Source organism: Halomonas sp. BC04, from assembly GCF_000568385.1.
The window spans coordinates 72,690-97,298 of the sequence record NZ_AZQX01000177.1 but is presented as its reverse complement, the minus strand read 5'-3'; the positions used below and the strand labels follow the sequence as shown (position 1 = coordinate 97,298).

Below are 24,609 nucleotides of genomic sequence, written 5' to 3'. Positions count from 1 at the left end.
GCCACCAGCCCCCGGCGCGCGAGCTTGCTCAACTGCTGGCGGGCATTCTCGCCGGTGGAGCCGAGCATCTCGCCCAGTTCGGCAGCGGAGTGCGGCCCGCGGGACTTCAGCAGGTTCAGCAATCGCTCCGCGGCGGTATCCGCCGGTTTTTCATTGGGGTCGCTTGACATGGTGCCCGTTGGAATTAATCTAGTGTATGCTTGGAAAATACCGACGAGGCGGCCAGGAGGCAAGTCCGGATCGCTTCGATTCCCACCGTGAAAGCAAGGAGCAAGACCCGATGGCATTTGAATTGCCCGCACTGCCCTATGAAAAGAACGCGCTCGAGCCGCACATCTCCGCCGAGACGCTCGAATACCACTACGGCAAGCATCACCAGGCCTATGTCACCAAGCTCAACGAGCTGGTCGAAGGCACCGACAACGCCAACAAGTCGCTGGAAGAGATCATCAAGAGCGCGTCAGGCGGCCTCTTCAACCAGGCGGCCCAGGTGTGGAACCACACCTTCTACTGGCACTGCCTGTCTCCCAACGGTGGCGGCGAGCCGAGCGGTGCACTGGCCGAGGCGATCAATGCCAAGTTCGGCTCCTTTGACAAGTTCAAGGAGACCTTCAATGCCAACGCCGTGGCCAACTTCGGTTCCGGCTGGACCTGGCTGATCAAGACAGCCGACGGCGGTGTGGATATCGTCAACACCAGCAACGCCGACACTCCGATCGCCCATGGCCAGACGCCGGTACTGACCATCGACGTGTGGGAGCACGCCTACTACATCGACTACCGCAACGCCCGTCCCAAGTACCTGGACAGCGTGTGGAACCTGATCAACTGGGATTTCGTCGCCCAGAACTTCAGCTGATCCCCAGCGCCGTCATGGCGCTTTGAGACGCTGACAAAGGTCCTGCCGCACGCGGCAGGGCCTTTGTGTCTCTGGTCTATTTCTTTCGATTTAATTGTTCTTTTCAGGCGAAATATTGCGCTTTTGTACAATTATATTGGCCAATAGAATGGCAGCCATCTTCCCCCGCTTTCCAGGAGAACTGCCATGACCACCCGCGCACTCGTCGTCACCTCATCCATTCTCGGTACCCAGGGCCAGTCCATGGCCTTGGCAGAGCACTTCACCACACGCAGCAATGAGCGGGAGACCCTCGAGGTGACCCGCCGCGACCTGGTGGCCGACGAGCTGCCGCACTTGGGGGTTGCCGAGCTTTCCAGCTGGCAGGTGCCAGCGGCGGAGCGCACGCCGGAGCAGCGGGCCTTGGCCGAGCTTTCCGACGGGCTGATCGACGAGCTGAAAGCGCACGATTTCCTGGTGCTGGCAGTGCCCCTGTACAACATGGGCATTCCCTCCCAGCTCAAGGCCTGGTTCGACCGGGTGTTGCGTGCCGGCGAGACCTTCCGCTACACCGACAAGGGGCCCCAGGGCCTGGTGGAAGGCAAGCGTGCCGTCATCTTGGCAGCCCGCGGCGGGCAATACGCCGGCACCGAGATGGACAGCCAGACACCGCATCTCAAGGGCATGCTGGGCCTCATCGGCATCACCGATGTGACGGTGGTATTTGCCGAGGGGCTGGCCATGGGTGAGGGTCATCGCGATGCCTCCCTCAAGGAGGCCAGGCAGGCCATCGATGGGCTGGTGGCTGCTCTCTGAGGGCGGTATCGCTATCGGCTGACGCCGAAATAGCCCGGAGAGATAGTCCGTTGAAACAGTCCGGAAAAATAGTACAGCGGGGGCGGCCATTGGGCCGCCCCCGCTGCGTCTTGTCTGCGATTCGGCAAGATCGCTCAGCATGCCCCCGGTGTGTCCACCACCCAGCGGTCGGCAACGAAGTCGCTGGTGCAGAGCGGGGGTTCGGGGCTGAAGATGCGTGAGGCCAGCTGCCCGAGGGCATCGCGATCAACGCGCACATCGTACGGTAGCTGCTCCGTCGGGACCGCCGGTAGCCAGGCGTCATCCTCTCGGACCGCCAGGCTGAAGCTGAAGGCATGGAAACCGGGAATGCCGAGTCGCAGATCGGTGGCCACCAGGGTCTCTTCACCCTCATGGTCGCGGATCTCGTAGCGCAAAAAAGGGCCGGCGAACCAATCGAGTTGCTCTCCCTGCTCTAACGACATCGCGGTAGGCTCCAGTTCGGCGCCTCGCTCGAAGGTTTCGAAGACGGGCCGTCTGTTGCCATCGAAGATACTCATCAGGGCTTCGTGTTGCAGCGCCTCGTCGATGATGGTGACCCGCCAGAGCAGGGTGTTGAAGGGGGTGGGCTGCACCAGGCGCGGCGCGTCCTGCAGCCCCTGCTCGGCCAGCACCGGTTCGAGGCGGTACTCCACCAGCGTCTTGGCACCCATGGCGAACAGCAGGTAGGCACTGGAGAGCGCCAGCCCCCAGGCGGGGCCGCGCCGGCCGTTACCGGTGACGAGTGCCACCCCGATGCCCACCAGCAGTGGCAGGGTATAGAGTGGATCGATGATGAAGATGATCGGCCAGGCGCTGGGCCGTACATCCATGGGCCACCATAGCTGAGTGCCGTAGGTGGTCAGGGCATCGAGTAGCGGGTGCGTGACCAGGCAGAGGACGAAGAAGGCCCACCAGTGGCGCAAGGCGATGTCACCGGCCGGAGCGAAACGTTGGGCGAGTAGTGCGAGCAGGGTGCCCAGCCCGGTCAGTACGAACAGCGAGTGGGTGAAACCGCGGTGCTGGGTATAGTTTGCCACCGCATCGCCATAGTCGAAGAAGACGTCAAGATCCGGGAGGGTGCCCAGGACGGCACCGATCACCACCGCCTTGCGGCCCAGCCGATGGCCGAGCACGGCGCCCCCCACCGCTGCACCCAGTGCCGCCTGAGTCAGGGTATCCATATGTCTCGCCTCCTTTTACCGGTCGCAAGTCCGGGTCTGTTCGAAAATCGGACTTTTCGAAAAGCGGTCAGTCTGACTGCCAGGCGGGGCCGGCGGAGAGTATGCGGGCTTGGACCGGGCAGTCGTCGCGATGGGCACCGGGCAGGTAGCCGGTGCTCATCAGGAATTCACCCACTATCTCGGGCCCGGTGAAGCGGAAGGTCTTGCGAAACAGCTTGACCCAGTCGGCATGGGGCAGGGGATGGTGGTGTTCCAGCCACGCCTTGAAACTGCCATGCTCCCGGTGAAGGGACTGCACGACCCCGGCATTGTGTATGACCGCATCCACCTTGAGCCGGTTGCGGATGATGGCAGCGTCACTCAGCAGCCTCTGTCTGTCATCCTCCCCATAGTCGGCGATCCGGTCGATGTGGAAGTCCTCGAAGGCGAGGCGAAAGGCATCGCGCTTCTTCAAAACGGTCAGCCAGGAGAGCCCGGCCTGGTTGATTTCCAGCACCAGTCGTTCGAAAAGCGCTCGGTCGTCACCGACGGGGAAACCATATTCTGTGTCATGGTAGGGGCCGTGAAACGGGTGACCCGGTGCCAGGTCACAATAATGTGACATTTTGCCTTCTCCGCTGTCTTTTGCTATTGGCAAGCTCGCATCGGCTTGTCACGATTCCACTATCTGGCGTCACGCTTCAGGAGTCACTAGCATGAAAAACCTAACGGTAAACCGCAAGACGAGAAAGGCAGCGGCGCTATCCCTGCTGACCGGCGGTGCCTTGGCCCTGTATCTTGTCCTGACGCCCGGCGCCAGCACTCAAGCCGGATCGGTGGTCGAGATGTATCAGGACCCCAACTGTGGCTGTTGCACCGACTGGGCCGATCATCTCAGGGAGGAAGGCTTCGAGGTTCGCCAGCACAAGACCCGCGACATGCGCTCGGTAAAAGTGGAGCACGGTGTCACCCCGGAACTCTCCTCCTGTCATACGGCGCTGATCGATGGTTATGTCATCGAGGGCCATGTTCCGGCGGCCGACATCAAGCGATTGCTCGAGGAGCGTCCTGAGGTGGTGGGTCTGACGGTGCCTGGCATGCCCCATGGCTCACCGGGCATGGAAACCGGCCGCTTTGATGATTATGCGGTGCTCACCTGGCGTCACGAGGACCGGACGCCGGCTGTCTTCAACGAGTACACTCATGATTAGGAAAACACTGCACAACTGTCTGCGCGAGCGAATCGCTGCGTTGCGCGGAGCCGAAGCGTCGGACCGTCGGATCCTCACATATACCCCATATGCTCCGGTTCCTCTGCTCCGTGCGCCTTGCGCTTCATCTCGCTCGCCGATTTGTTCAGCGATTCCCTGGCTGTTCGCCTGAAGAGATGAAAGACAAGGAGGGCTTATGCAATTTCTGCACACCATGGTGCGCGTCAGCGACCTGGATGAGTCGCTGCGCTTCTACTGCGATCTGCTCGGCCTGAAGGAGGTGCGCCGCAAGGAGAACGAGAAGGGGCGCTTCACCCTGGTATTCCTCGCAGCACCGGAGGACGAGGCGCGCTCGGCGGAACTCAAGGCTCCCGAGCTGGAATTGACCTGGAACTGGGACCCCGAGACATACACCGGTGGACGCAACTTCGGCCATCTCGCCTACCGGGTCGATGATATCTATGCCCTGTGCGAGCGCCTGCAGGAGAGTGGAGTCACCATCAATCGGCCACCCCGCGACGGCCATATGGCTTCGTGCGAAGCCCCGACGGCATCTCCATCGAGTTGCTGCAGAGGGGGGAGGCGCTGCCACCAGCAGAGCCCTGGGTTTCAATGGAAAACACCGGCACCTGGTAAAGGAAACACTGCACAAATGCCTGCGCGAGCGAATCGCTGCGTTGCGCGGTGCTAGAGATCCTCACCTATACCCCATAGGCTCCGGTCTCTGCGCTCCGTGCGCCTTGCGCTTCATCTCGCTCGGCAATTTGTTCAGCGCTTCCTAAGACCGGCATAGAGCAATAAGGAACGAATCTCTCGATGAACAAGACTCTCTCTGGCCGAGCGCTGCTGCTGGCGCTCGTCGCCATGACCCTGGCTGCGTGTGGCGGCAAGCCCACCGAGCCGACTCGTCAAGACGAAGTGCGCGTCTCCAGCGACCACCCGGTGGTGGGGCAGCGCTGGAACCTGCTGCTGGTCGGCACCAATGAGCGTCTCTCCATGCCCACCACGCCCCATTTCGTGATTGCGGCCGACGGCCGCGTCACCGGCCATGACGGCTGTAACGCGATCAATGGCAAGGTGCAACTGGATGGCAGCAATCGCATTCAGTTCCGCGAGCTGGCCAGCACGAAAATGGGTTGCCCACAGCTCGACGATGCCCGCCGCGTCACTACCATGATGGAGACCGCCTACCGCTACCTCATCGATCACGACCGACTGGTGTTCTTCGGCCCGGATCAGCGGGTGTTAGGGGGCTGGCGCAAGGCCAACTGACGATATTGGAAAGCGCGGCCAAGTCCGCGCTTTTCAACATCCGACCTGATTACGCATAAGTTTCAGCAGGCGCCTGGTGGAGGCCGCGGCGTTACCGCTTATCGCCTATGCCGGGCAACACCGCCGGGAGTCCTGCGGCCTCCAGTCGTGAGCTGAAGCTACTCCTGGTATGGATTGACCCGTCAAGGGTTCGGTTGTCACTGGTGCATGCGGTTGTCCTCAATGCCTACGGGTCAGGGAGCGAAGGGCTATCAGCGACGGTGGATCTCTCTGGTATTCGTGGGTTGGGTACCGACCTTTCATCACTTCGTCGCGGAGCTACCCTGCTCTACAGTCGAGGGTCACCCCGCCCCGGAGGGCGGGAGCCTCATAGGAGTATCAGGGGTTCTCCCACCGGCCCGACACTCCCTGACACGTAGACACTGGGGCGCGGCCGTCATGCCGTGGCCCGGCTACCGTGCGGTTTGCCCATGGCCTCGCAAGCGATGGCCCACAGGAAACCCGCCAGTTCACGCGCCACTGCCGTGATGACCAGCTGCGTTGCCTTGCCCGTGGCGGCCAGTCGGCGGTAACGTCCGCACAGACGCTTCTGTGCCTCCCAGGCCATGGCCTGGACCGTCGACGAGGTCCGCTCGGCACGCCGCTGAATGACACGCGTCTTGCGGGCCGGGAAGCGGTAGCTCCAGCTGGCCTCTACCAGCACGCGGCGCACATGGCCGTTGCCGGTGTTGGTAATGCCGCCCTGGCGTCGGCTGCAGCCACTGGAGTGCTCGCTGGGCACCAGGCCCAGATAGGCCATCAGTTGCCGTGGCGAGTCGAAGCGACTGAGGTCGCCGAGCTCAGCGAGCACCGTCATGGCGGTGATCAAGCCGATCCCGCGCATCGCCATCAGTGCCTCGACCACCGGCGCCAACGACCAGCTCGGCAGTGCCGCTTCCATCTGCTTTTCCAAGCCGGCCACTCGGCGCTGGGCCTCCTTCACGGCATCGACGTACTCCTCCAGCACGATCTGCTGAACCGGGGTGTCGAAGCGGACCGTCTCCAGCCAGCGGAAGTGCGCTTGAGTCCACTTGCTCTTGCCGGCATAGACCTTGCCATGTCGCAGCAGGAAAGCGCTTAGCCGTTGCCGGGCCTTGAGTTCGATGGCTTTCATGTCCTCCCGGGCTCGCGTCAGATCACGGATCGCCTCCTGCTCCGGCGTGGGCACCCACACCGGCGTGAGTTCGCCGGAGCGTGACAGGCGAGCCAGCATCTGGGCATCACGCCGGTCAGTCTTGACGCGATCACCGGCCTTGCGGGGGATCAATGACGGGGCAACGACCTCACAATCCTGGCCGCTGGCCTGGACCTGGTGATAGAGCCCATAACCGCAGGGCCCCGCCTCATAGCTGAACAACAGGGGTTGGCCGCCAAAACGCTCGCTCAGCTGACGAATCAGCTTGTCAACGGCCTTGGGTTCGTTGGGGATCTCGCCGCGAAACTCGGGGTCCTGCCGTCCCGCCTCGGCGATGGAGACCGCGATGGTAGCCTTGTGAACATCCAGTCCGATATAAGCGGCATGGACGTAGCTGGCTGCGTTGAGTCGCTCAGCGGCGGTACGTACCACAACGACCTGTTGAGTTGCGTTAGACTGTTTCATGACCTGCCTCCCTCAATAGTGGCTCTGTGTTGTTGCCCAACTTCAACGTAACCCACGACGTTGAGGAGGGGCAGGTCAATCCATCATGTCTACAAGGTGGTAATTGCCTGCCGTGGCAGGAAAAGGGAAGCGGGAAACTGCGCTGGAGCCAGTCAAACAGACTGAACCAGCCAGTGGCGCAGCTGACGAAGCGATTCACGGGAACTGCTGTCCGGCCATAGCCACAGGCGGCGCCCATCGATCTCGAGCGCTATCAGCCAGGGGCCCAGATAGTGGCAACGCAGTGCGACATCATGTCGCTCTTCGCCTGGCTCGGGCCGCCAGTGCCAGCGACAGCCGACTTTTCCCTCGGGAACGATCCTCAGTTCTCCGCAGGCATGACCCTGCTCGAGCCGCCAAGCCACCAGCAGCAGCCAGGCGAGACCCAGCCCTGCCAGCCAGGCACTGCCATGGCCAATCAGCAAAGCCAGCAGCGCCAGTGACAACAGCGCATGGACCCAGCGTGCCAGCCTAGACGGGACGACGCGGATCGTTATCGGCGTTCTCGGCATGTTCCTGAATCAGCCGCACGATTCGATGAAAGGCAGGATCTTCCGGCTGTTCGCGTCGCATCAGCCAGGCAAAAAGATCCTGATCCTCCCCTTCGATCAGCAGGCGATAAGCCTTCTGGTCCTCGGAATCCAGATGGTCAAAACAGTGCTCGAGAAAGGGTATCAGCAGCAGGTCCAGCTCCCACATTCCGCGGCGTGAGTGCCAGTAGAGCTGCCGGCGCAGGGCAGCGGCCTCAGGATTAGTCGCTGGGTCATCCGATTTCGTCACATCGCTCAACGTCGGCCTCGACTGTGCAGGTGAGTGAAGCGTCAGTATACCGGAGCCACCTGAACGGGACAGCTCAGCGAGCCGGTTTCGACACATTCCTTGACCATGGTCGTAGTGCGTTGTTTTATCTCGGTTTGCGCAGTATGCTGATGAAAGAAGAATAATGCCGCCCAGGTCCAACCGGATCCGGGGACTGCTTGGAGATCACCGATGACCAAATCCGAATTGATCGAGCAGATTGCGATGCATCAGCCGGAGCTTTCGATCAAGGAAGTCGAATCTGCGGTTCGCCTGATCCTCGATGACATCACCGACACCCTGGCAGAGGGCGGACGAGTGGAAATTCGCGGTTTCGGCAGCTTTTCGCTGCACTATCGCGAGCCACGCGTCGGCCGCAATCCCAAGACCGGCGAGCCGGTCGCGCTCGAGGGCAAGTTCGTGCCACACTTCAAGCCGGGCAAGGAGCTTCGCGAGCAGGTCAATGCCAGCCGCGCCCTCGGCTACTAACCGAATTCATCACAAGGGATACCCACATGCGTTGGCTCAAAGGCCTTATCCTGGCCATCATTCTGCTGGCGGTGCTGCTGGTTGGCATCCTGTTTGCCGTGAACAACCAACAGACAGTGCCCCTCAACCTGATCTGGATGGAACTGCCGGCCGTGTCGCTCTCGGTCTGGCTGCTGGCTGCCCTGGTCTGTGGCGTGCTCCTGGGCATGCTGGCCATGACCGGGGTATGGCTCAGGCTGCGAACGGCGCTATCCCGAGCCCAACGCCAGAATCGGCAACAGCGCAAGGAGCTCGACCGGCTGCGTGTGCAGGAGCTCAAGGAACTGCCCTAGATGCCCGACGTCCTGCTGCTGGCCCTGTTGGTGGCAGCCGTTGCCATCGGCTGGTGGCTTGGCCGCCGTGAACGGCGGGGCTCCCGCGATGACGAAGCGCCGGCGTCACTGTCACGGGATTACTTCGTTGGCCTGAATTACCTGCTCAACGAGGAGCCGGATCGCGCCATCGAGACGTTTGTCGGTGCACTCGAAGTCAACAGCGAAACGATCGATACCCATATCACCCTGGGCAACCTGTTCCGCACCCGGGGCGAAGCCGACCGTGCCGTCAAGATACACCAGAACCTGCTGGCCAGACCCACGCTCACGGCCGCACAGAGCGATCAGGTCCAGCTCGAGCTGGCCCGCGACTTTCTCAACCTGGGCCTGCTCGACCGGGCCGAACGCCTGCTGCAGCAGTTGATTCGAGAATCCAGTCGGGACGAGGTTCGCCATGCTGCCAAGCGCCTGCTGGCCGACCTCTTCGATCGCGAGGGCGAGTGGCAGGCCGCCTTCGACGTGGCGCACCCCACCCTGACCCGCCAGCATGACGATATCCGCCGCGCCGCCGCCCACTGGCTCTGCGAACTGGCCGATCAGGAGCGCCACTCCGCCAGCCCCGGGCTGGCCCGCAAGCATTTGCGACAGGCGCTCTCGGTCGACGCAAGATGCGTTCGTGCCAATCTGCTGCTGGCGGCCATGGCCCAGGATACCGGCCAGTACCGGGACGCCATTCGCTTCCTGATGCGCATTCCCGATCAGGACATGGATTTTATTCCCACGGTACTGGAACCCCTGCACCACGCCTATCAGATGCTGGGTGACGAAGAAGGGCTGGTTGCCCGGCTGGAAGGCCTGCTGGAGCGTGCCCACTTCACCAGCCTGATCATCAGGCTGGCCGAGACACTGAGAAGACGCCAAGGCAACCAGGCCGCCATCGACCTGGTCAGCGAACGGCTCAACCAGTCGCCGAGCCTCGGTGGACTCGACTATCTGCTCGATCTCTACCAGCACCAGCAGCATGAGCGGGGCGCACCCGATAGCCGTATCCAACTGCTCAAGCAGCACACCCACACCCTGCTGCTGGCACGACCGCGCCACCGCTGCGGTCGCTGTGGCTTCGCCGGCGAACCGTTGCATTGGCAGTGCCCACGCTGCCGCAGTTGGGGGACGACCCGACCGATTACAGGCATCGAGGGAGAGTGATCCGACAGCTGGGGTCAGGCCAGCAGTTCCTGCTCGATGGCTTCCAGGGCCGCCATGGGATCGTCGGCCCGGGTCACGGGCCGACCTATGACCAAGTGAGTGCTGCCAGCCGCCATTGCCTCGCGCGGCGTCATGATTCGACGTTGATCATCCGCCGTGGCGAAGCTCGGCCGAATGCCGGGCGTGACCTTGAGGAAGCTGTCGCCACAGAGCTCGCGCAACCGAGCCGACTCCTGAGCCGAGCAGACCACACCGTCCATACCGCTATCCATGGCCAGCCGCGCCAGTCGCTCGACCTGTTCGACAGGCGCCACCGTGACGCCCACCTCCTGTAGATCCGCCGTTTCCATGCTGGTCAATACCGTGACCGCAATCAGATGCGTGGCCAGCCCATGGCGCTCGAGTCGCTCCCGAGCAGCCTCCATCATTCGCCGCCCACCCCCGGCATGGACATTGACCATCCAGACCCCCTGCTCGGCGGCCGCCTGAACGGCACCTGCCACGGTATTGGGAATATCGTGGAACTTGAGATCCAGAAAGACCTGGAAGCCTCGCCCATGCAGTGCCTCGACCACATCCGGGCCACTACGGGTAAACAGCTCCTTGCCCACCTTGACCCGGCAGCGAGTCGGGTCGAGCCGGTCAGCCAGGCAAAGGGCGGCATCAAGGGAAGGTTGATCCAGGGCGATGATCAGCGGCGAATCACTAGACACGATGAGGGCTCCAGTCGGCAGCTTGGTCGGTTGCAGGGAGTATATCAGCCCTTCGACTAACCGTTCCCCATCGCCTGGGCTATGCTCAAGGCCAAGGAGAAAAAAGACACAGCAGCAGGGCCGGCGGCCTTACCCCAGCCCTTGCCTGCTGGACCGGGAGGACACCATGACCAGCAACCCTCGAATCGGCCCCATCAACCTACCCGATAACCGTGCCCGGCGAGTCCTCGAATCGCTGCTGGAAGGCTCCGACATCACCTTGAACGGCGATGCTCCGTGGGACCCGAGGATCTATCATCCCGACTTCTGCTCCAGAATACTCCGACAGGGCTCGCTGGGCCTTGGCGAGTCCTACATGGATGGCTGGTGGGAGTGCGAACGCCTCGACGAACTGGCCCAGCGCCTGCTACAGCACGGTCTCGGTGAGCGTGCCCGCCCACCCTCCGACCGACTGATGTATCGCCTCCAGGCCGGGCTGATCAATCTTCAAAGCAAGGCGCGCGCTACATGGTCGGAGAAGCCCACTACGACCTGGGTAACGACCTCTTCGAAAGCATCCTCGACCCTACCATGTGCTACTCCTGTGGCTACTGGAAGGAAGCCGACACCCTGCACGAAGCACAGCTGGCCAAACTGGAGCTCGCCTGTCGCAAGCTCGAACTGCAACCCGGCATGCGGATACTCGACATCGGCTGTGGCTGGGGAAGCTTTGCCAAGCATGCCGCCAAGCACTACGGCGTCTCCGTCACCGGGATCACCATTTCCCGGGAACAGGCTGACTTGGCTCAGCAGCGCTGCTCTGGGCTGCCTGTCGAGATTCGTCTCGCGGATTACCGCGATATCCAGGGATGCTATGACCGCATCGTTTCCATCGGCATGTTCGAGCACGTGGGGCACAGAAACTATCGCGCCTACTTCGAAACCGTCACGAGGGTACTGGCGGATGGTGGACTCTTCCTGCTCCATACCATTGGCTCGAACAGCTCCTATATCACCGTCGACCCCTGGATCGATCGCTATATCTTTCCCAATGGCGTCCTGCCTTCTGCCCGACAGGTGGCAGATGCCAGCGAAGACCTGCTGCTGATGGAGGACTGGCAGAATTTCGGGCCCGACTACGATACAACGCTGATGGCCTGGCTCCAGAACCTCGAGCACCACTGGCCAGAGCTTGCCGAGCGCTACAGCGAACGCACACACCGCATGTTCCGTTACTATCTTTCTGTTTGCGCTGGTGCCTTCCGCGCCAGGGATCTCCAGCTATGGCAAGTCGTCTTCTCCCACAACCGTGCCTCTCGCTATGACGCTCCACGATGAGCCAGGCTGCGAATGAATATACCTACAACCACTGTCGGCAATTTCCTACAACAACAGCCAGATGATTTACGCTCAGTTACAACGTATATTAGCGACTCGCCAATGAATCGGCCGGTGATGACGGTACTGCCCACGCATCGGTTCTCGTCTCGCATTGAGCCGCTCTAGACATGACAAAAGCGACAGGCCTGCACGCAGCAGGGACTAAAGGACGCCCGCATGACCGAAGAGAACGCCATGACGGGTGGGGGGCTGGAGATGCCTGGCAAGGTTCGTGAGTTTACCGAACGGCTGCCCGGCATCATCTTCCAGTTTCATCGTGGCCTGGATGGTCACATGCACTTCCCCTACCTGGCCGGTAGCGGCACCGGCCTGCCTGGCATCGACCGTGATGCAATGAGCCAGGACGCACGGCACATGCTCGACCGGCTCGATGAAGACGACTATCCGAAGCTGATGGCCGCCATCGAACGTTCGGCTCGCTGGCACGTGCCAATCGCGACGAAATTCCGTATCCGACTGGCCCCTGGCCGCTCCCGGTGGGTGGCGCTGCGCGCACAGCCAGAGGATGCTCAGACGGGCATACTCTGGCATGGCCTGATGATCGATATCACCGAGCAGATGGCGGAGGAGGCCCGACTGCGTCGCCTGTCGGATACCGATGACCTCACCGGGCTGGCCAACCGCCGCAAGTTGATGGCGAAACTCGACCAGGAGATATCGAGATGCAACCGGCATGGCTCACCCCTGTCACTGATGCTGATCGATCTCGACCACTTCAAGCGCGTTAACGACACCTGGGGACACCTCCAGGGCGATCAGGTGCTGGTGGAACTCGCCCGCCTCTGCCGAGCGGTATTGCGCGAGGAAGACACCATCGCTCGACTCGGTGGCGAGGAGTTCGCCGTGATCCTGCCGACCACTCCACTCGTCCGTAGCCGTCCCCTTGCCAAGCGGCTCCAACAGCGCATTGGCGAACACGCCTTTGGCATCGAGCCCGGACAGATCACCGTGAGCATTGGCCTGGCCGAATACCGGCCAGGCGAGCCTCGGGACGTCCTCATTGAACGTGCCGATCGCTGCCTGTATGCGGCGAAGCACCAGGGCCGCAACCGGGTCGTGAGCTGACGCCGACCTCAACGTACAATCCCATGCCGCTGGAGATAACGCATCAGGCCATGCACCGGCAGATAAAGCACCAGCGGCCATCCCAGCATCAATATGGCCAGGTAGGCAAACGGCGCAAGCATCTCCTGCGGCATGCCGAAGGGACCATGCACCCAGTTGATGTTGCGCTCGGCATCGGTGAACACATAGGTCAGTGGAATCACCAGCCAGGTGAGCAGCGTCTGCCACACCAGGGCGCGGCTAGCGTAGCCGAGCCGTAGTACGGCAAGGCCCGCCACGAAGGGCAGCACCAGATGGTAGAGCGACAGCACGCGCGCCAACGGGGGGTGCTCCGGGTCGAACATGTACTCGGTGCCGCCGATCGGGTGGAACCCGGTCAGCCAGGCTACCCCTACGTCAAATCCCCAGAAGAGCCCGACCAGCAGCACGGCCAACCACTGCATTGAGAGCAGCAGCCGGTTCTCCATCCATAGTCCAATCAGGATCAGGAAACTGGCCAGATTGCATAGCCAGAAGTAGTTCTGGGCACCCAGCATGACGGCATAGGCCGGCGCCCAGAACAGGATCCAGACCGAAAAGAGGAGTTTGAGCCAGAGTGGCAGTCGGTGAGCGAAACGAGGCATGGCGCACTCCTTGAAGCATGCACTCCCAGCATAGACCTTCAAGCCAAGCCCTCCGATTGATTGACAGGGTATCCGTACGGCCCGAAAGTGATATGACGCTCCCGACACTCTCGACACTACCCCAGGAGGATGCCATGCCCCGGCTTTCTCGGCAGCCTTGCGAGGCCTGCCGTCGCAATGCACCAACCGTCAGCGACGCAGAGATACTGTTGTTCAAGCCGGAGGTTCCCGAGTGGCAGATCCTCGAGCGCAATGGCATCATGCAGCTTGAGCGGGTCTTTACCTTCACCGACTTTCAGCAGGCGCTGGCCTTTACCAACCGTGTCGGCGAGATCGCCGAGGCGGCCGGTCACCACCCGGCCCTGCTGACCGAATGGGGAAAGGTTACCGTGACCTGGTGGTCACACAAGATTCAAGGCCTGCACCGCAACGACTTCATACTTGCCGCCAGAACCGACGAGGTAGCGAATTAAATGTTCGAACATATTGAGCGGGTCCCCGGGGATGCCATCCTCGGCTTGATCGAGGCCTTCAAGAAGGACACCAACCCCCAGAAGGTCGATCTCGGCGTTGGCGTCTACAAGGACGCTCACGGCAACACGCCGGTAATGCGCGCCGTGAAGGAAGCCGAAGCCCTGCTGCTCAAGAACGAGACCACCAAGACCTACATTGGCTCCCACGGCGCTCCAAGCTATGGCGCAGTGGTCCTGCCCATGGTGCTGGGCCAGGGGTCACCGGTGCTGAAGGCCGGCCGTGCCAGCGCCACCCAGTCTCCGGGCGGCACCGGCGCTTTGCGCCTGGCGGCGGATTTCATTGCCCACCAGTTGCCCGGCAAGGACATCTGGGTCAGCGACCCGACCTGGCCGAATCACCTGGGCATCTTCCCTGCCGCCGGTCTGACACTGCACAAGTATCCCTATGTGGATGCCGATAATCGTCTGGACTTCGACGGCATGCTCGGGGCCCTGAAGTCGATTCCCGAGGGCGATGTGGTGCTGCTGCACGCCTGCTGCCACAACCCTACCGGGTTCGATCTCTCCCGCGATCAATGGCAACAGGTCCTGGGCGTGGTCCGCGAGCGCAAACTGCTGCCGCTGATCGACTTCGCCTACCAGGCTTCGGTGAGGGGCTCGACGAGGATGCCTATGGCGTTCGCCTGATGGCCGAGACCCTCGATGAGGTGATCATCACCAGCTCCTGCTCCAAGAACTTCGGCATCTACTGCGAGCGTACCGGCTGCCTGATCATGGTGGCGAAGGACACCGAGCAGATGGAGAACGTGCGTTCCCAGGTCGCCATCGTGGCTCGTGAGAACTACTCCAACCCGCCGGCCCACGGCGGCGCCATCGTCAGCGAAATACTGCACTCAGCTGAACTCACGGCCCTGTGGCGCGAGGAGCTGACTGAAATGCGCGACCGCATCAATACCCTGCGTCGCGACTTCGTCGAGGCCCTCAAGCCCTATGGCCTCGACCAGAAGTATGCCTGTGTCGCGGAGCAGCGTGGCATGTTCTCCTATACCGGCCTGACCCCGGAGCAGGTCGACCGGCTGAGGGACGAATTCGGCATCTACATGGTGCGCTCGGGGCGCGCCAATGTGGCAGGCTTCTCTCACGAGAACCTTCCCTACCTGGCCAAGGCGATCGCTGCCGTCAATTGATTCAGCGCCATCCACGACGCCCCCGGAGCCATGCTCGGGGGGCCGTCGTGTGTCAGGCCAAGGGAAGGCCTATCGGTAACTTCTGGCTCTCCTGTGCGTCACTTCCGTGGAGACTCAATCGCATGGAACAGCGGCCGAATATTGTCGATGAGATAGCGATCATCGAAGTCGGCCACCGCCTTCAACGCCTTGAGGTCCGGCATCGTCACGGTGTGGCGCTCCCGGAAGACCAGCCCTTCATCGCTGAGGGCGGTCAGGGTACGGCTGACATGAACCGGACTGAGGCCGAGCAGGTCCGCCAGTAGCTCCTGGGATAACGGCAGGCGAAAGCTGTCGTGACCCTCGGCTTGCGTCTGCTTCAGGCGCTGGTAGGTTTCCAGCAGGAAATGCGCCAGCTTCTGCTTGGCATTGCGTCGGGCCAGGTTGACCAGACGCTCCGTGAGCAGCACCTGTTGGCGGCTGGAAATGGCGAACATGATGGTCGTCAGGATCATTGATTGGCGAAACAGATCCAGTACGTGCTGATGCGGGAAATAACACACCACGCCATCCTCGGCCATCTTCACCCCCGCCAGGCGCTGGGAGAAGGCGAACTCCCGCAGGCCGATGATATCGCCCGGCAAGAACAGTTCGAGAATCTGACGGGTGCCATTCTCCAGGATGCGGTAGGAGTAGGCCCAGCCACGGCTCAGGGTGCAGAACTCATTGGCGCTATCCCGCTCCTCCCAGAGCTGCGTGCCCGCCTTGACTGCTGTCGGGCTTCTTTCGAGCTCGAGCAGCAGCTTTACGTCTTCACGGGGCAGGTCATAGTAGTAGCTGAAGTGACGAACGATACAGCTATCCAAGTGCTCCACCTTCACTCCCCTCCTCGTTCGGCGCAATGGGAAACTGCGGCAGCAAGCTCAGGAGCCATGAATCAGGGTGACGGAACACGTCGAACCATCGGCTTGGGCTTGCGATAGCGGTGACCGAACCGTCTCGACCATTCGGCAGCCAGGGCGCGCAGATGGTTCAGTACACCAAGAATGCACTTTTTCTTTAGTAAACCGCAACTTCTGTAACGGCTATCTTATCCCGCGTCACGTCAAGCCGCCTGACTTTCCACGAGCGTTGGCACGGCGTTACGGCTAAGCCTAAAGCAGGCTTGACCAAACAGTCAGAAAAAAGCCAGACTGACCCGGCCTTGTATACAACCCCATAACAGAAGAGGCTCACCATGGCGGCAACCCCTGTGCACTACCCGTGGTACAAGAAGGAGGACACCGACGCCTTCTTCGCCCTGTTCCAGAACAATATTGCCAACTTCGTCATCATCGCCATCACCATGCTGGGCATGGGCTTTCCCGCATCGATCGTCTTCGGCCAGGTGCTTCCGGGGGCCGCCGTGGCGGTGATGGTGGGCAACTTCTACTACGCATGGACGGCGGCCCGCCTGGCACGCAAGGAGAACCGCGCCGATGTCACTGCGCTCTCCTACGGCATTTCGACGCCGGTGATGTTCGTCTTCCTGTTCGGCGTACTGCTGCCCGCCAAGCAGTTGACCGGGGACGCCGAACTGGCCTGGAAAGTGGCGGTAGCCGCCTGTTTCATCAGCGGCGCCATCGAAGCGCTGGTCAGCCTGGTGGGACGCTGGGTGCAGTACCACCTGCCTCGTGCCGCCATGCTCGGGGCCGTGGCCGGTGTCGCACTCACCTTCATCGCCGGCGAGATGCTGTTCAAGACCCTGGAGATGCCGATCGTCGGCCTGCTGGTGCTGGCCATCATCATCATCGGCCTGGTCGCCAGGGTATCCATGCCATTCCGGATTCCCACCTCGCTCTTTGCCATCGTGTTAGGCACCGCCATGGCCTACCTGATCGGCGATGCCGGTGGTGAACGCTTCAGCGATGCCTTCACCCACCTGGGCTTCTATCCGCTGCTGCCCAACCTGGCCTGGCTCGAGGGCCTGGGCCTGCTGTTCACCGGTATGTTGGCGGTGCTGACGGTGGTCTTGCCGATCACTCTCTACAATGCGATTGAAACCATGAACAACGTCGAGGCCATGGAAGCCGCCGGTGACAAGTACGACGTCCGCGAATGCCAGGCCGTGGACGGTGCCGGCACCATGATCGGTGCACTGTTCGGCGGTGTCTTTCCCACCACCGTCTACATCGCCACGGTAGGCGCCAAGTGGATGGGGGCCGGTCGCGGCTACAGCATTCTCAACGGCGCCGTCTACGCCATCGCCACCATGTTCGGCCTGATTGCCGCCTTGGCCGCCATCATTCCGGTGTCGGTGGTGGCGCCCATCCTGGTATTCGTCGGCATGTCGATGATCGCCACCGCCTTCCAGAGCAACGATACGCGCTACTACCCCGCTGTCGCGCTGGCCATGCTGCCCTACTTCGCCAATTACGTCATGACGCGATTCAATCGCGGTGCCGGCGAGGTGGTTGCCGATATTTCGGGTGGTATCGTTGCCATGGGCCAGGGCGCCATGTTCATGGCCATCTTCATCGGTGCGATGACCGTATCGGTGATCGACCATCATTTCCGCCGTGCCGCCGTGTTTGCCGCCATCGCAGCGGGGTTCTCCTTCGTGGGCTTGATGCATGCACCCGAACTGGCCTTCAATGCGGCCTCCGACTTCACCCTGGGCTATCTGGGCATGGGGGTGCTCTTCCTCTACTTCGCCTGGCAACAGGAGCGCCTTGCTGCTCCACGACCGGCACCCACCACGCCTCCCGCTGCCGACTAGGCCTGTCGCCCGCTCAACCACCGAAAAGGCCCTGCCGGGTTTACCCGGCAGGGCCTTATACGGGTTCATCGCAGACTGGCGTGAAGCGGGCGGTGTCGCTGTCGCAGATGATCGTAGCCGGTCATGACAGTCTCCGCCAAGGCGCCTGACGGCACTAGTCTGCGATGAACCTTATTTCGTAGCAGTCGGCCTATGACGGCAGGACGCCACCAGGCTCACGGCCCGGTGGCGCCCATAGCAGACCAATCAGCGATTGCGCCCATCGGTCAGGCGACTTTATTACTGCGCAGGCGGAGCTTGCTGCTGCTGCATTTGCTGTCGCATCTGATTCATCTGCTGCTGCTGCTGTGCCATCACCTCTTCCAGCTGGTTACGCTGCTCTTCAGTGAAGACGGCTTCCACTCTGGCCTGCAGCAGAGTTGATTCGGCGGCGAGCTCGCCGGTCAGCTCACCCAACCTTGTTGCGTCCTGACGAATCGCTGACTCATCGAAATTGGGATCGATGTGGTCGGCCAGCCGAGTCTGAAGGGCCTGGGCTTCTTGCTCCATGGGCTGCAACCGCTGCTGGGCGTCGTCCAGAAGGCTCCGAATCTCCTGCTGCTGGCCATCGTTCAGGTCCAGCAATTCATTCAGCTGATCCACCTGGTCACCTTGCTGCGGCGGAGCCTGCATGGACTGCTGTGCCATGGCCGGTGATGCCATGCCCAGTGCCACGAGGGCCGTTGCTACAAGTTTGACTACTTTCATCTATTGCTCCGATTCGTCATGGACAAGTCTGTGGCTGAATGGCCACCCACCCTACCCCTGACAAGGGAAAACACAACTAGTTCGGCCCGTTGCTCCTGACATCAGGTAGCGGCCGATCAGACTCGACACCTTCCCTGCCACTACCGAGGCGCTGGGGACTACTGCCCAGGATCCGCCGAAGCATATACCAGGCGGTCAATCCGGCCAGCAGATTACCGGTCGCCGCTCCCAGCGCCAATCCGGTGAGGCTTCCGAGCTGCGCCCCCAGCCATAGACAAGGCAGGTAGAAGAGAAAGAGTCTCGCACAGGAAAGCAGCATGGCACGCAGTGGCCAGCCCAGGGCATTACCCGCCGAGACCACCAGCATGCAGACGCCGAGCAGGGTATAGCTCGGCAACAGAAACCGGATCAGGATAGCCAGATCATCACGCACCTCGGGGTTGCCGGAGAGCGCCAACGCTACCCAGGATGCTGCACCCGCCATCACCACCCCGAGTCCCAGTTGCCAGAGCATGACGACCTTGAGCGCCAGCTTCATGAGCCGGTGAATCTGCTCCCAGTCCCCAGCACCATAGCAGCGCCCCAGCCAAGGAGGCAGGGACATGGTCATGGCCAGAACCACCATCAGTGACACCGTCTCGAGACGGCTGGCCAATCCCCAGGCCGCTACCGTGGTTTCGCCGAGACTCGCCACCACCGAGATGGCCAGCATGGCTGCCAGAGGGGGCATCAACTGGCTGACCATGGCGGGGCCAGCAATACCGGCAAAGGGGCGGGCCGAGCGGGCCAGTTCTCCTCCCAGTCCACGACGCGACAGCCAGTCGGTACGCATGAGGCGACGTCCCAGTACCAGCAGGCCACAACTGAATGCCAGTGTCGTTGCCCAGGCGGCGCCGGGCAGTCCCAGCCCCTCCCAGGGTCCGATACCAAAGATCAACAAGGGGTCGAGCGTCAGATTTACCAGGCTGGTGATGACCATCAGCTTGCCGGGCAGTCGCGTATCCCCATGGGCGCGAAACAGACTGTAGCCAAAGTAGAGCGCGGCACCCAGCCATGCCGCCAGCAGCTGAGGTGCCCAGTAGGCACGGATCAGCTCGCGCGTGGCCGCATCGGCCCCCAGGCGAGCGAATACCGGCTCCTGCACCCACCAGAGCAGCAGTGCCAGCAGTGCGATAAGGGTCGTACCCACCAACAGCACCAGAAAGCCCAGTCGCCGGGCGCGCTCCTGTTCGCCGGCCCCCAGTGTGCGGGAAATCATCGCGGCAATCGCGATCCCCAGCCCGACCTGAACACCGATGACCAGGAACGATAGCGGGAAGGTGAAGGATTGTGCTGCCAGCGGCGCGGTACCCAGCCGAGCAATGAAGGCGCTGTCCACCAGCTGAAAGCCGAGCAGCGCCAGCACGCCGATGGCCATGGGCCAGGTCTGGCGCCACAGGGTCAGGCCCAGGGATACTTGAGTCTTGTCAGCAGCGACCACAGCGGCTCCAGTATGCAAGGGAGCCGGGTATTCTACGTCAATCTACCCTGACGTTCAGTCCGATAGCCCCTCAGGGCCAGGGATAAAGCCAGCCAGTAGGCGAACCACTTCTTCGGCCGGCATCGGCCGGTAGAAGAAATAGCCCTGGATGAGGTCACAGTGCATCTCCCTGAGCAGTGTCAACTGCTCAGCGTTCTCGACGCCTTCGGCGACAACCTCAAGGCCAAGACGATGGCCGATAAAGATCGCCGCCTCCATGATGGCCCGATCCTTGGGTTGATTCGGGGCGTCACGAATAAAGGAGCGATCGATCTTGAGGGCCGTAACTGGAAAATGCTTCAGGTAGCTCAGCGATGAGTAGCCGGTGCCGAAGTCATCAATGGCGATGCGCACGCCTCTATGATAGAGGCGTGTCAGCCCCTCGAGCACGCTCTCGTCCGCGTCAATCAGGACATTTTCCGTCAGTTCGATACCGATATCTTGTGGCGCCAACCCATACCGCACCAGGCAAGACTCGAAACGCTCCAGGAAGCCGGGGCGCGTGAGCTGACTCCCGGAGACATTGATATCGATTCGATGCTCACCGAAGTTCATGCGCTTCCAGACCTGCTGCTGGCGACAGGCCTCCTCCATCACCCAGTCTCCCAGGCGATGGATCAGGCCAGATCGCTCGGCCAGTGGAATGAACTCGCCCGGCCCTACCTGGGGCCCCTCCGCTGGTTGCCAGCGCAGCAGCGCCTCCAGATTCTCGATCCGACCACTGGTCGCCGATACCTGTGGCTGGTAATGCAGGGAGAACTCACCGTTCTCCATTGCCTGGTCAAGCTGTGTTCCAAGATCGTGCTGCCGCACAAGTTCATCGTGCAACTGCTGCTGAAAGTAGCGCAGGCTTCCACGACCATCCAACTTGGCCCGGTTCTTGGCCACATCGGCATTACGGATCAAGTCACGCGCCGCCAGCCCATTGTCTGGAAAGAGAGCCACACCGATACAGGCTGATATCTGTTGTTCACGACCGTTCAGCACAAAGGGGGCACGAAAGACCCGTTGGACCTTGTTGACCAGGCGCCTGATATCCGCTTCCTTCAGCAGGCCGGGAAAGGCCAGCACAAACTCATCGCTGGAGACACGAGCGATCAGGTCGGTTGCTCGTTGGCATCGACGCAGGCGCTGTGCAAGGTCGATCAGCAGGTAGTTCCCTTGCTCGTAGCCCAGCGCATCGTTGACCTCAACGAAGTGGTCGATATCCAGATATACCAGTGCCAGATGATGCCCCTGACGCTCGCAGTCTTGAATCAATAGCCCAAGCTCATTTTCGAACGTCTGGCGATTGAAGAGGTGGGTCAGGCTATCGAAGCGAGTGGCAAAATCCAGGTCACGATGCGCACGCTTCTGGTCGGCGAGATCCACGTCCACGCAGAACATCAAGGGGGAGTCGGTATGCTCCCCCAACATCACGTGGTGGGAGAAAACCGGTACCAATATCCCACTCTTGTGCTGGAGCTCCAGCTCTTCCGCCGGAATTTCAATATTATTCTGGACCCAGGCTCGATGAGCCTGGACAACACTCTCTCGCATGAAGTCTGGAATGATCAGGTCTTCCAGCAACTGACCCTGCGCCTCCTCGGCACTGTATCCATAGAGTCGACTGCTGGCCTCATTCCAGTAGATGACGCGCCGATCGCGGTCATAGCCTTGAACCGCCACCTTGGGCAGGCTTTCCAGCAGGGCACGAAACCGGTGCTCGCTTTCCAGGTACTGTCGGCGCAGCAAGTCCACTTCTGTTTCGCACGTGCCGGAATCAAGCCTGTCGATCGAGGGCTCGGATTCGGTCATGTCACACAGGTCCTTGTGGCTCTCCTCCAGTGGGCATTCCGGCTCTCGTCTGTGACGGTTTTCGCGGCCAGTCATGAGGAACCTCATTCAGCGCAAAGGGGCGAAGCCAAGCTTTGTATAGGATGCCTTGCTAACCAGCATGGAATATGTACAACTAATAGTTATACACATACTGGTCCGGTAAGCCTATCGCGAAGGCTCTATTTTTCACTACATTTCGTTGCTTTTTGCAACAAATGTTCTCATTTTTCTCCTGCTGCCTTGTTTTTCCAACAGGCAACAACTGGGCAATTTCGCTCAACAGGAGAAATTCTCATGAAACTTGATACGCTCAAGCACGGCTTTGATCACACGACCATGCCCGCCCACCCCTTGGCGGATTACTGGCCTGCAGACGTCATCGAATCGCTGGCTCACCGACACTGGGCAAGAACCGAGGTCCGTTCGAGGATTGATTTGGCCGCCTGGCAAGGCTACCTCGCCGACCTGCCGCGCGATCCTTACGTCAATCTACGCTGGAAGCGTATGTCATGGCTGACACTCAACGAGGAGAATGATGTCGAGGACATGGGGGAGTGCCCCATGGCCCAGGGCGGCGCCTTCAACGATGCCGAAAGCATGGCCGACCGACTGCGCTACTATTCACCTCTTACCCGGGAGTTCATGTCCCGGCCGGATGTCAAAGCCTTCGTGCGGGCCTGGGCAAGGCTCTGGAACATCGGGCCCCGGGAGCCGATCCTGATGCAGATTACGGGCGTACGTGGCGAAGGGTGTGTCGATCCACTCCAAGGCCAGGGCATTCACGCCGATGGCTGCAAGGCACTGAGCATCATGGTGCTCAACAGGGAGAACGTCACCGGAGCCGAAAATCATCTCTACCATGACAAGGAGGGGAGGTATTCCCTACTGGATGCCACTCTGGATCCCGGTGATATTCTTCATCTTCGTGACGATAGAGTGTTTCATAGCGTCGATGGCATCAGGCAGTGCAATATTGCGGCACCCTTCGAGCGGTTTATCATCATCATCAACAGCCGCTTCGTGGATGAATTCCAGAACCGCATGCTGAGACGCCACTTCCCCGAAGCGGTGCTCAACGAAACTCACTAACGGTTCCTGGAACGAGCCGATTGAAGAAGAAATGCCCCCGAGGATCACCTCGGGGGCATATTTTTTCCATTAGATCAAATGGCTAGCGCTAGATTACTGACGAACGCCCTCGAAGGTCACGTAGAGTTCGAGCTCGTGCATCACTTCCGGAAAGTCACTCATGTCGATGCCATAATCTTCCAGCGTCAGCATGGTGCTGCCCTCGAAGCCGGCCCGATAGTTGCCCCAGGGGTCCTCTCCCTCGCCCATCAGGGTGACCGGCATCTCGACCTCGCGGGTCTCCCCTTTCAGCGTCAGCTCACCGGTCAGTACGCCTTCGCTGTCGCCATTGGGAGTGAAGCCGGTGGTGACGAAGGTGGCGGTAGGGTAGTCGCCAGCACTCAGGAAGTCATCGCTCAGGAAGTGACGGTCGCGCTCGGCGTGATTGCTGTTGAGGCTGGTGACGTCGACTTCCATCTCGACGCTGGAGGCCTCGAGGTTGTCGGCATCGTAGTGGAAGCGCCCTTCGAAGGACTCGAAGTTGCCCAGGATGTACGAGTAGCCAGGTGGTTGATCTTGAACTGGATAAAGGCGTGCTGGCCGTCGGTGTCCACGACATAGTCGGCGGCCTGAGCCTGGGACAGCGGAATCAGGGCAGCGGCGGTCAGTGCGGTAACGAGGGTTGTCTTCTTCAGCATGGAGGTCTCTCCTTGGGGATGAAACGACTCGAGGGTGATGGCGACGCCTGGGCGGCGCCATCGAAACGGACCGCTCAACCGCGGCGTGAATGCGACGGGTTGAGCATGCGTGCCAGGGTGTCGTGGCGATCGAGGAAGTGGTGCTTGAATGCCGCCAGGGCATGGCCACTGGCCAGCAGCATCAAGGCCAGGGCGCTGTACCAGTGTATATCCCCAGCGATGGATTCCTGATTGGGCAGCCGGCTGATCAGCGCCGGCACCTCGAACCAGTCGAAAACACTGATCCCGCGACCTCGGGCGGTTGAGATCAGGTAACCGCTGATCATGACCACCAGCAACAGCCCGTAGAGCGCAGTGTGGCCTAGATGCGCCGCCAGCCGTTCGAAGCGACTGCCCTGGGCGGCAGGTGTCGGCTGCATGAAACGCCACGCCAGGCGCAACAGAGTGGCGAACAGCAGCAGCATGCCGATGGAACGGTGCCACCAGGGCGCCAGATTGTACCAGGCGTGGAAGTAGCTTAGATCGACCATCCACCAGCCCAGCGCAAAGAGCCCGATAATGGTGACAGCGCTGAGCCAGTGCAGTGCGATACTGATCAGGCCCCAGCCGGAGCGAGTGTTACGCCACATGCGACATCCTCGTTCGAAAAAACGAATCGTTCGCAAGCTTACCCGAGGGTGACGCGGAGGTCCGCTGAAAAAATCTGCATGTAACGTTCGGAAAAATCCCATGCTGCAGCGCAAAGCAGATGGAACTAATTGAACATACGCCAATGTGC

Annotated in this window: 23 protein-coding genes and 4 pseudogenes; 14 read left to right on the top strand and 13 right to left on the bottom strand. The window is 61.2% G+C overall.

Annotated features, from left to right (window positions below; translation table 11 throughout):
* Positions 1-280 precede the first annotated feature (280 nt).
* Positions 281-859: a superoxide dismutase gene (locus Q427_RS12900; protein WP_043514429.1), complete on the top strand. Its 579-nt coding sequence runs from the start codon at positions 281-283 to the stop codon at positions 857-859.
* A 186-nt stretch (positions 860-1,045) separates the two neighbouring features.
* Positions 1,046-1,654, top strand: a complete 609-nt coding sequence (locus Q427_RS12895) for an FMN-dependent NADH-azoreductase (protein WP_043514427.1) — start codon at positions 1,046-1,048, stop codon at positions 1,652-1,654.
* Between the two features lie 134 nt (positions 1,655-1,788).
* Here the strand turns inward: Q427_RS12895 and Q427_RS12890 are convergent, their stop codons facing one another.
* Together Q427_RS12890 and Q427_RS12885 are read right to left on the bottom strand one after the other, a co-directional pair.
* A complete protein-coding gene (locus tag Q427_RS12890; RefSeq protein WP_043514425.1) occupies positions 1,789-2,856 on the bottom strand; it encodes a metal-dependent hydrolase in 1,068 nt (355 codons plus the stop codon).
* A gap of 67 nt (positions 2,857-2,923) precedes the next feature.
* On the bottom strand, positions 2,924-3,460 hold the full coding sequence (locus tag Q427_RS12885; protein WP_043514424.1) for a DNA-3-methyladenine glycosylase I: 537 nt from the start codon (positions 3,458-3,460) through the stop codon (positions 2,924-2,926).
* Positions 3,461-3,551: 91 nt separating this feature from the next.
* Here Q427_RS12885 and Q427_RS12880 point away from each other — a divergent pair, with 91 nt between their 5' ends.
* From Q427_RS12880 to Q427_RS12870, 3 genes and pseudogenes are all read left to right on the top strand, one after another.
* Positions 3,552-4,046: a DUF411 domain-containing protein gene (locus tag Q427_RS12880; protein ID WP_043514421.1), complete on the top strand. Its 495-nt coding sequence runs from the start codon at positions 3,552-3,554 to the stop codon at positions 4,044-4,046.
* Positions 4,047-4,242: 196 nt separating this feature from the next.
* Positions 4,243-4,682, top strand: a pseudogene (locus Q427_RS30115) (VOC family protein).
* Between the two features lie 180 nt (positions 4,683-4,862).
* Positions 4,863-5,318, top strand: a complete 456-nt coding sequence (locus Q427_RS12870; protein WP_043514418.1) for an META domain-containing protein — start codon at positions 4,863-4,865, stop codon at positions 5,316-5,318.
* Between the two features lie 436 nt (positions 5,319-5,754).
* Here the strand turns inward: Q427_RS12870 and Q427_RS12865 are convergent, their stop codons facing one another.
* The 3 genes from Q427_RS12865 to Q427_RS34020 all read right to left on the bottom strand — a co-directional run bounded on the left by Q427_RS12865 (position 5,755) and on the right by Q427_RS34020 (position 7,695).
* The gene (locus tag Q427_RS12865) at positions 5,755-6,957 is read right to left on the bottom strand and encodes an IS110 family transposase (protein ID WP_231613673.1); all 1,203 of its coding nucleotides are present in this window, start codon (positions 6,955-6,957) and stop codon (positions 5,755-5,757) included.
* Between the two features lie 152 nt (positions 6,958-7,109).
* Positions 7,110-7,508 carry a hypothetical protein gene (locus tag Q427_RS12860; protein ID WP_197030627.1) on the bottom strand — a complete coding sequence of 133 codons (399 nt, stop codon included), beginning with the start codon at positions 7,506-7,508 and terminating at the stop codon, positions 7,110-7,112.
* Positions 7,468-7,695 (bottom strand): FAD assembly factor SdhE, encoded by a 228-nt coding sequence (locus Q427_RS34020; protein ID WP_231613675.1) that lies wholly within the window; start codon positions 7,693-7,695, stop codon positions 7,468-7,470. Before Q427_RS34020 ends, Q427_RS12860 begins: the two co-directional genes overlap by 41 nt.
* 291 nt (positions 7,696-7,986) lie before the next feature.
* Between Q427_RS34020 and Q427_RS12850 the strand changes: the two genes are divergently transcribed.
* The 3 genes from Q427_RS12850 to lapB are packed head-to-tail and all read left to right on the top strand — an operon-like array spanning position 7,987 to position 9,803.
* On the top strand, positions 7,987-8,283 hold the full coding sequence (locus Q427_RS12850) for an integration host factor subunit beta (RefSeq protein ID WP_043514416.1): 297 nt from the start codon (positions 7,987-7,989) through the stop codon (positions 8,281-8,283).
* A gap of 26 nt (positions 8,284-8,309) precedes the next feature.
* The gene (locus Q427_RS12845; RefSeq protein WP_043514413.1) at positions 8,310-8,615 is read left to right on the top strand and encodes a lipopolysaccharide assembly protein LapA domain-containing protein; all 306 of its coding nucleotides are present in this window, start codon (positions 8,310-8,312) and stop codon (positions 8,613-8,615) included.
* The gene (gene lapB / locus Q427_RS12840) at positions 8,616-9,803 is read left to right on the top strand and encodes a lipopolysaccharide assembly protein LapB (RefSeq protein WP_043514411.1); all 1,188 of its coding nucleotides are present in this window, start codon (positions 8,616-8,618) and stop codon (positions 9,801-9,803) included. It abuts the gene before it with no gap.
* 14 nt (positions 9,804-9,817) lie between these two features.
* On the opposite strand, the gene pyrF is transcribed toward lapB, so the two are convergent.
* Complete coding sequence (gene pyrF, locus Q427_RS12835; protein ID WP_043514409.1) at positions 9,818-10,516, bottom strand: orotidine-5'-phosphate decarboxylase; 699 nt, start codon at positions 10,514-10,516, stop codon at positions 9,818-9,820.
* 166 nt (positions 10,517-10,682) lie between these two features.
* On the opposite strand from pyrF, the pseudogene cfa reads away from it, so the two are divergent.
* Positions 10,683-11,833: pseudogene (gene cfa, locus Q427_RS12830) on the top strand (cyclopropane fatty acyl phospholipid synthase).
* Positions 11,834-12,052: 219 nt separating this feature from the next.
* Complete coding sequence (locus tag Q427_RS12825) at positions 12,053-12,961, top strand: GGDEF domain-containing protein (RefSeq protein WP_043514407.1); 909 nt, start codon at positions 12,053-12,055, stop codon at positions 12,959-12,961.
* Between the two features lie 8 nt (positions 12,962-12,969).
* On the opposite strand, the gene Q427_RS12820 is transcribed toward Q427_RS12825, so the two are convergent.
* Positions 12,970-13,584 carry a hypothetical protein gene (locus tag Q427_RS12820; protein ID WP_043514405.1) on the bottom strand — a complete coding sequence of 205 codons (615 nt, stop codon included), beginning with the start codon at positions 13,582-13,584 and terminating at the stop codon, positions 12,970-12,972.
* Positions 13,585-13,718: 134 nt separating this feature from the next.
* Here Q427_RS12820 and Q427_RS12815 point away from each other — a divergent pair, with 134 nt between their 5' ends.
* Positions 13,719-14,057: a 4a-hydroxytetrahydrobiopterin dehydratase gene (locus Q427_RS12815; RefSeq protein WP_043514403.1), complete on the top strand. Its 339-nt coding sequence runs from the start codon at positions 13,719-13,721 to the stop codon at positions 14,055-14,057.
* Positions 14,058-15,244 (top strand): annotated as a pseudogene (locus tag Q427_RS12810) (amino acid aminotransferase). It abuts the gene before it with no gap.
* Between the two features lie 98 nt (positions 15,245-15,342).
* On the opposite strand, the gene Q427_RS12805 reads toward Q427_RS12810, so the two are convergent.
* A complete protein-coding gene (locus tag Q427_RS12805; protein WP_043514453.1) occupies positions 15,343-16,098 on the bottom strand; it encodes a Crp/Fnr family transcriptional regulator in 756 nt (251 codons plus the stop codon).
* 362 nt (positions 16,099-16,460) lie between these two features.
* On the opposite strand from Q427_RS12805, the gene Q427_RS12800 reads away from it, so the two are divergent.
* Positions 16,461-17,981 (top strand): uracil permease, encoded by a 1,521-nt coding sequence (locus Q427_RS12800; RefSeq protein WP_043514398.1) that lies wholly within the window; start codon positions 16,461-16,463, stop codon positions 17,979-17,981.
* 279 nt (positions 17,982-18,260) lie between these two features.
* On the opposite strand, the gene Q427_RS12795 is transcribed toward Q427_RS12800, so the two are convergent.
* The 3 genes from Q427_RS12795 to Q427_RS12785 all read right to left on the bottom strand — a co-directional run bounded on the left by Q427_RS12795 (position 18,261) and on the right by Q427_RS12785 (position 22,119).
* Complete coding sequence (locus Q427_RS12795) at positions 18,261-18,728, bottom strand: Spy/CpxP family protein refolding chaperone (protein WP_043514395.1); 468 nt, start codon at positions 18,726-18,728, stop codon at positions 18,261-18,263.
* A 76-nt stretch (positions 18,729-18,804) separates the two neighbouring features.
* Positions 18,805-20,145, bottom strand: a complete 1,341-nt coding sequence (locus tag Q427_RS12790; RefSeq protein WP_051496344.1) for an MATE family efflux transporter — start codon at positions 20,143-20,145, stop codon at positions 18,805-18,807.
* Between the two features lie 117 nt (positions 20,146-20,262).
* Entirely contained in the window at positions 20,263-22,119 is a 1,857-nt protein-coding gene (locus tag Q427_RS12785) for a putative bifunctional diguanylate cyclase/phosphodiesterase (protein WP_442905484.1), read from the bottom strand.
* A 240-nt stretch (positions 22,120-22,359) separates the two neighbouring features.
* On the opposite strand from Q427_RS12785, the gene Q427_RS12780 reads away from it, so the two are divergent.
* Positions 22,360-23,154 carry a 2OG-Fe dioxygenase family protein gene (locus Q427_RS12780; RefSeq protein ID WP_043514391.1) on the top strand — a complete coding sequence of 265 codons (795 nt, stop codon included), beginning with the start codon at positions 22,360-22,362 and terminating at the stop codon, positions 23,152-23,154.
* Positions 23,155-23,247: 93 nt separating this feature from the next.
* Here Q427_RS12780 and Q427_RS12775 read toward each other — a convergent pair.
* Both Q427_RS12775 and Q427_RS12770 read right to left on the bottom strand, forming a co-directional pair.
* Positions 23,248-23,831: pseudogene (locus tag Q427_RS12775) on the bottom strand (YceI family protein).
* Between the two features lie 74 nt (positions 23,832-23,905).
* The gene (locus tag Q427_RS12770) at positions 23,906-24,460 is read right to left on the bottom strand and encodes a cytochrome b (protein ID WP_043514389.1); all 555 of its coding nucleotides are present in this window, start codon (positions 24,458-24,460) and stop codon (positions 23,906-23,908) included.
* Positions 24,461-24,609: the final 149 nt, after the last annotated feature.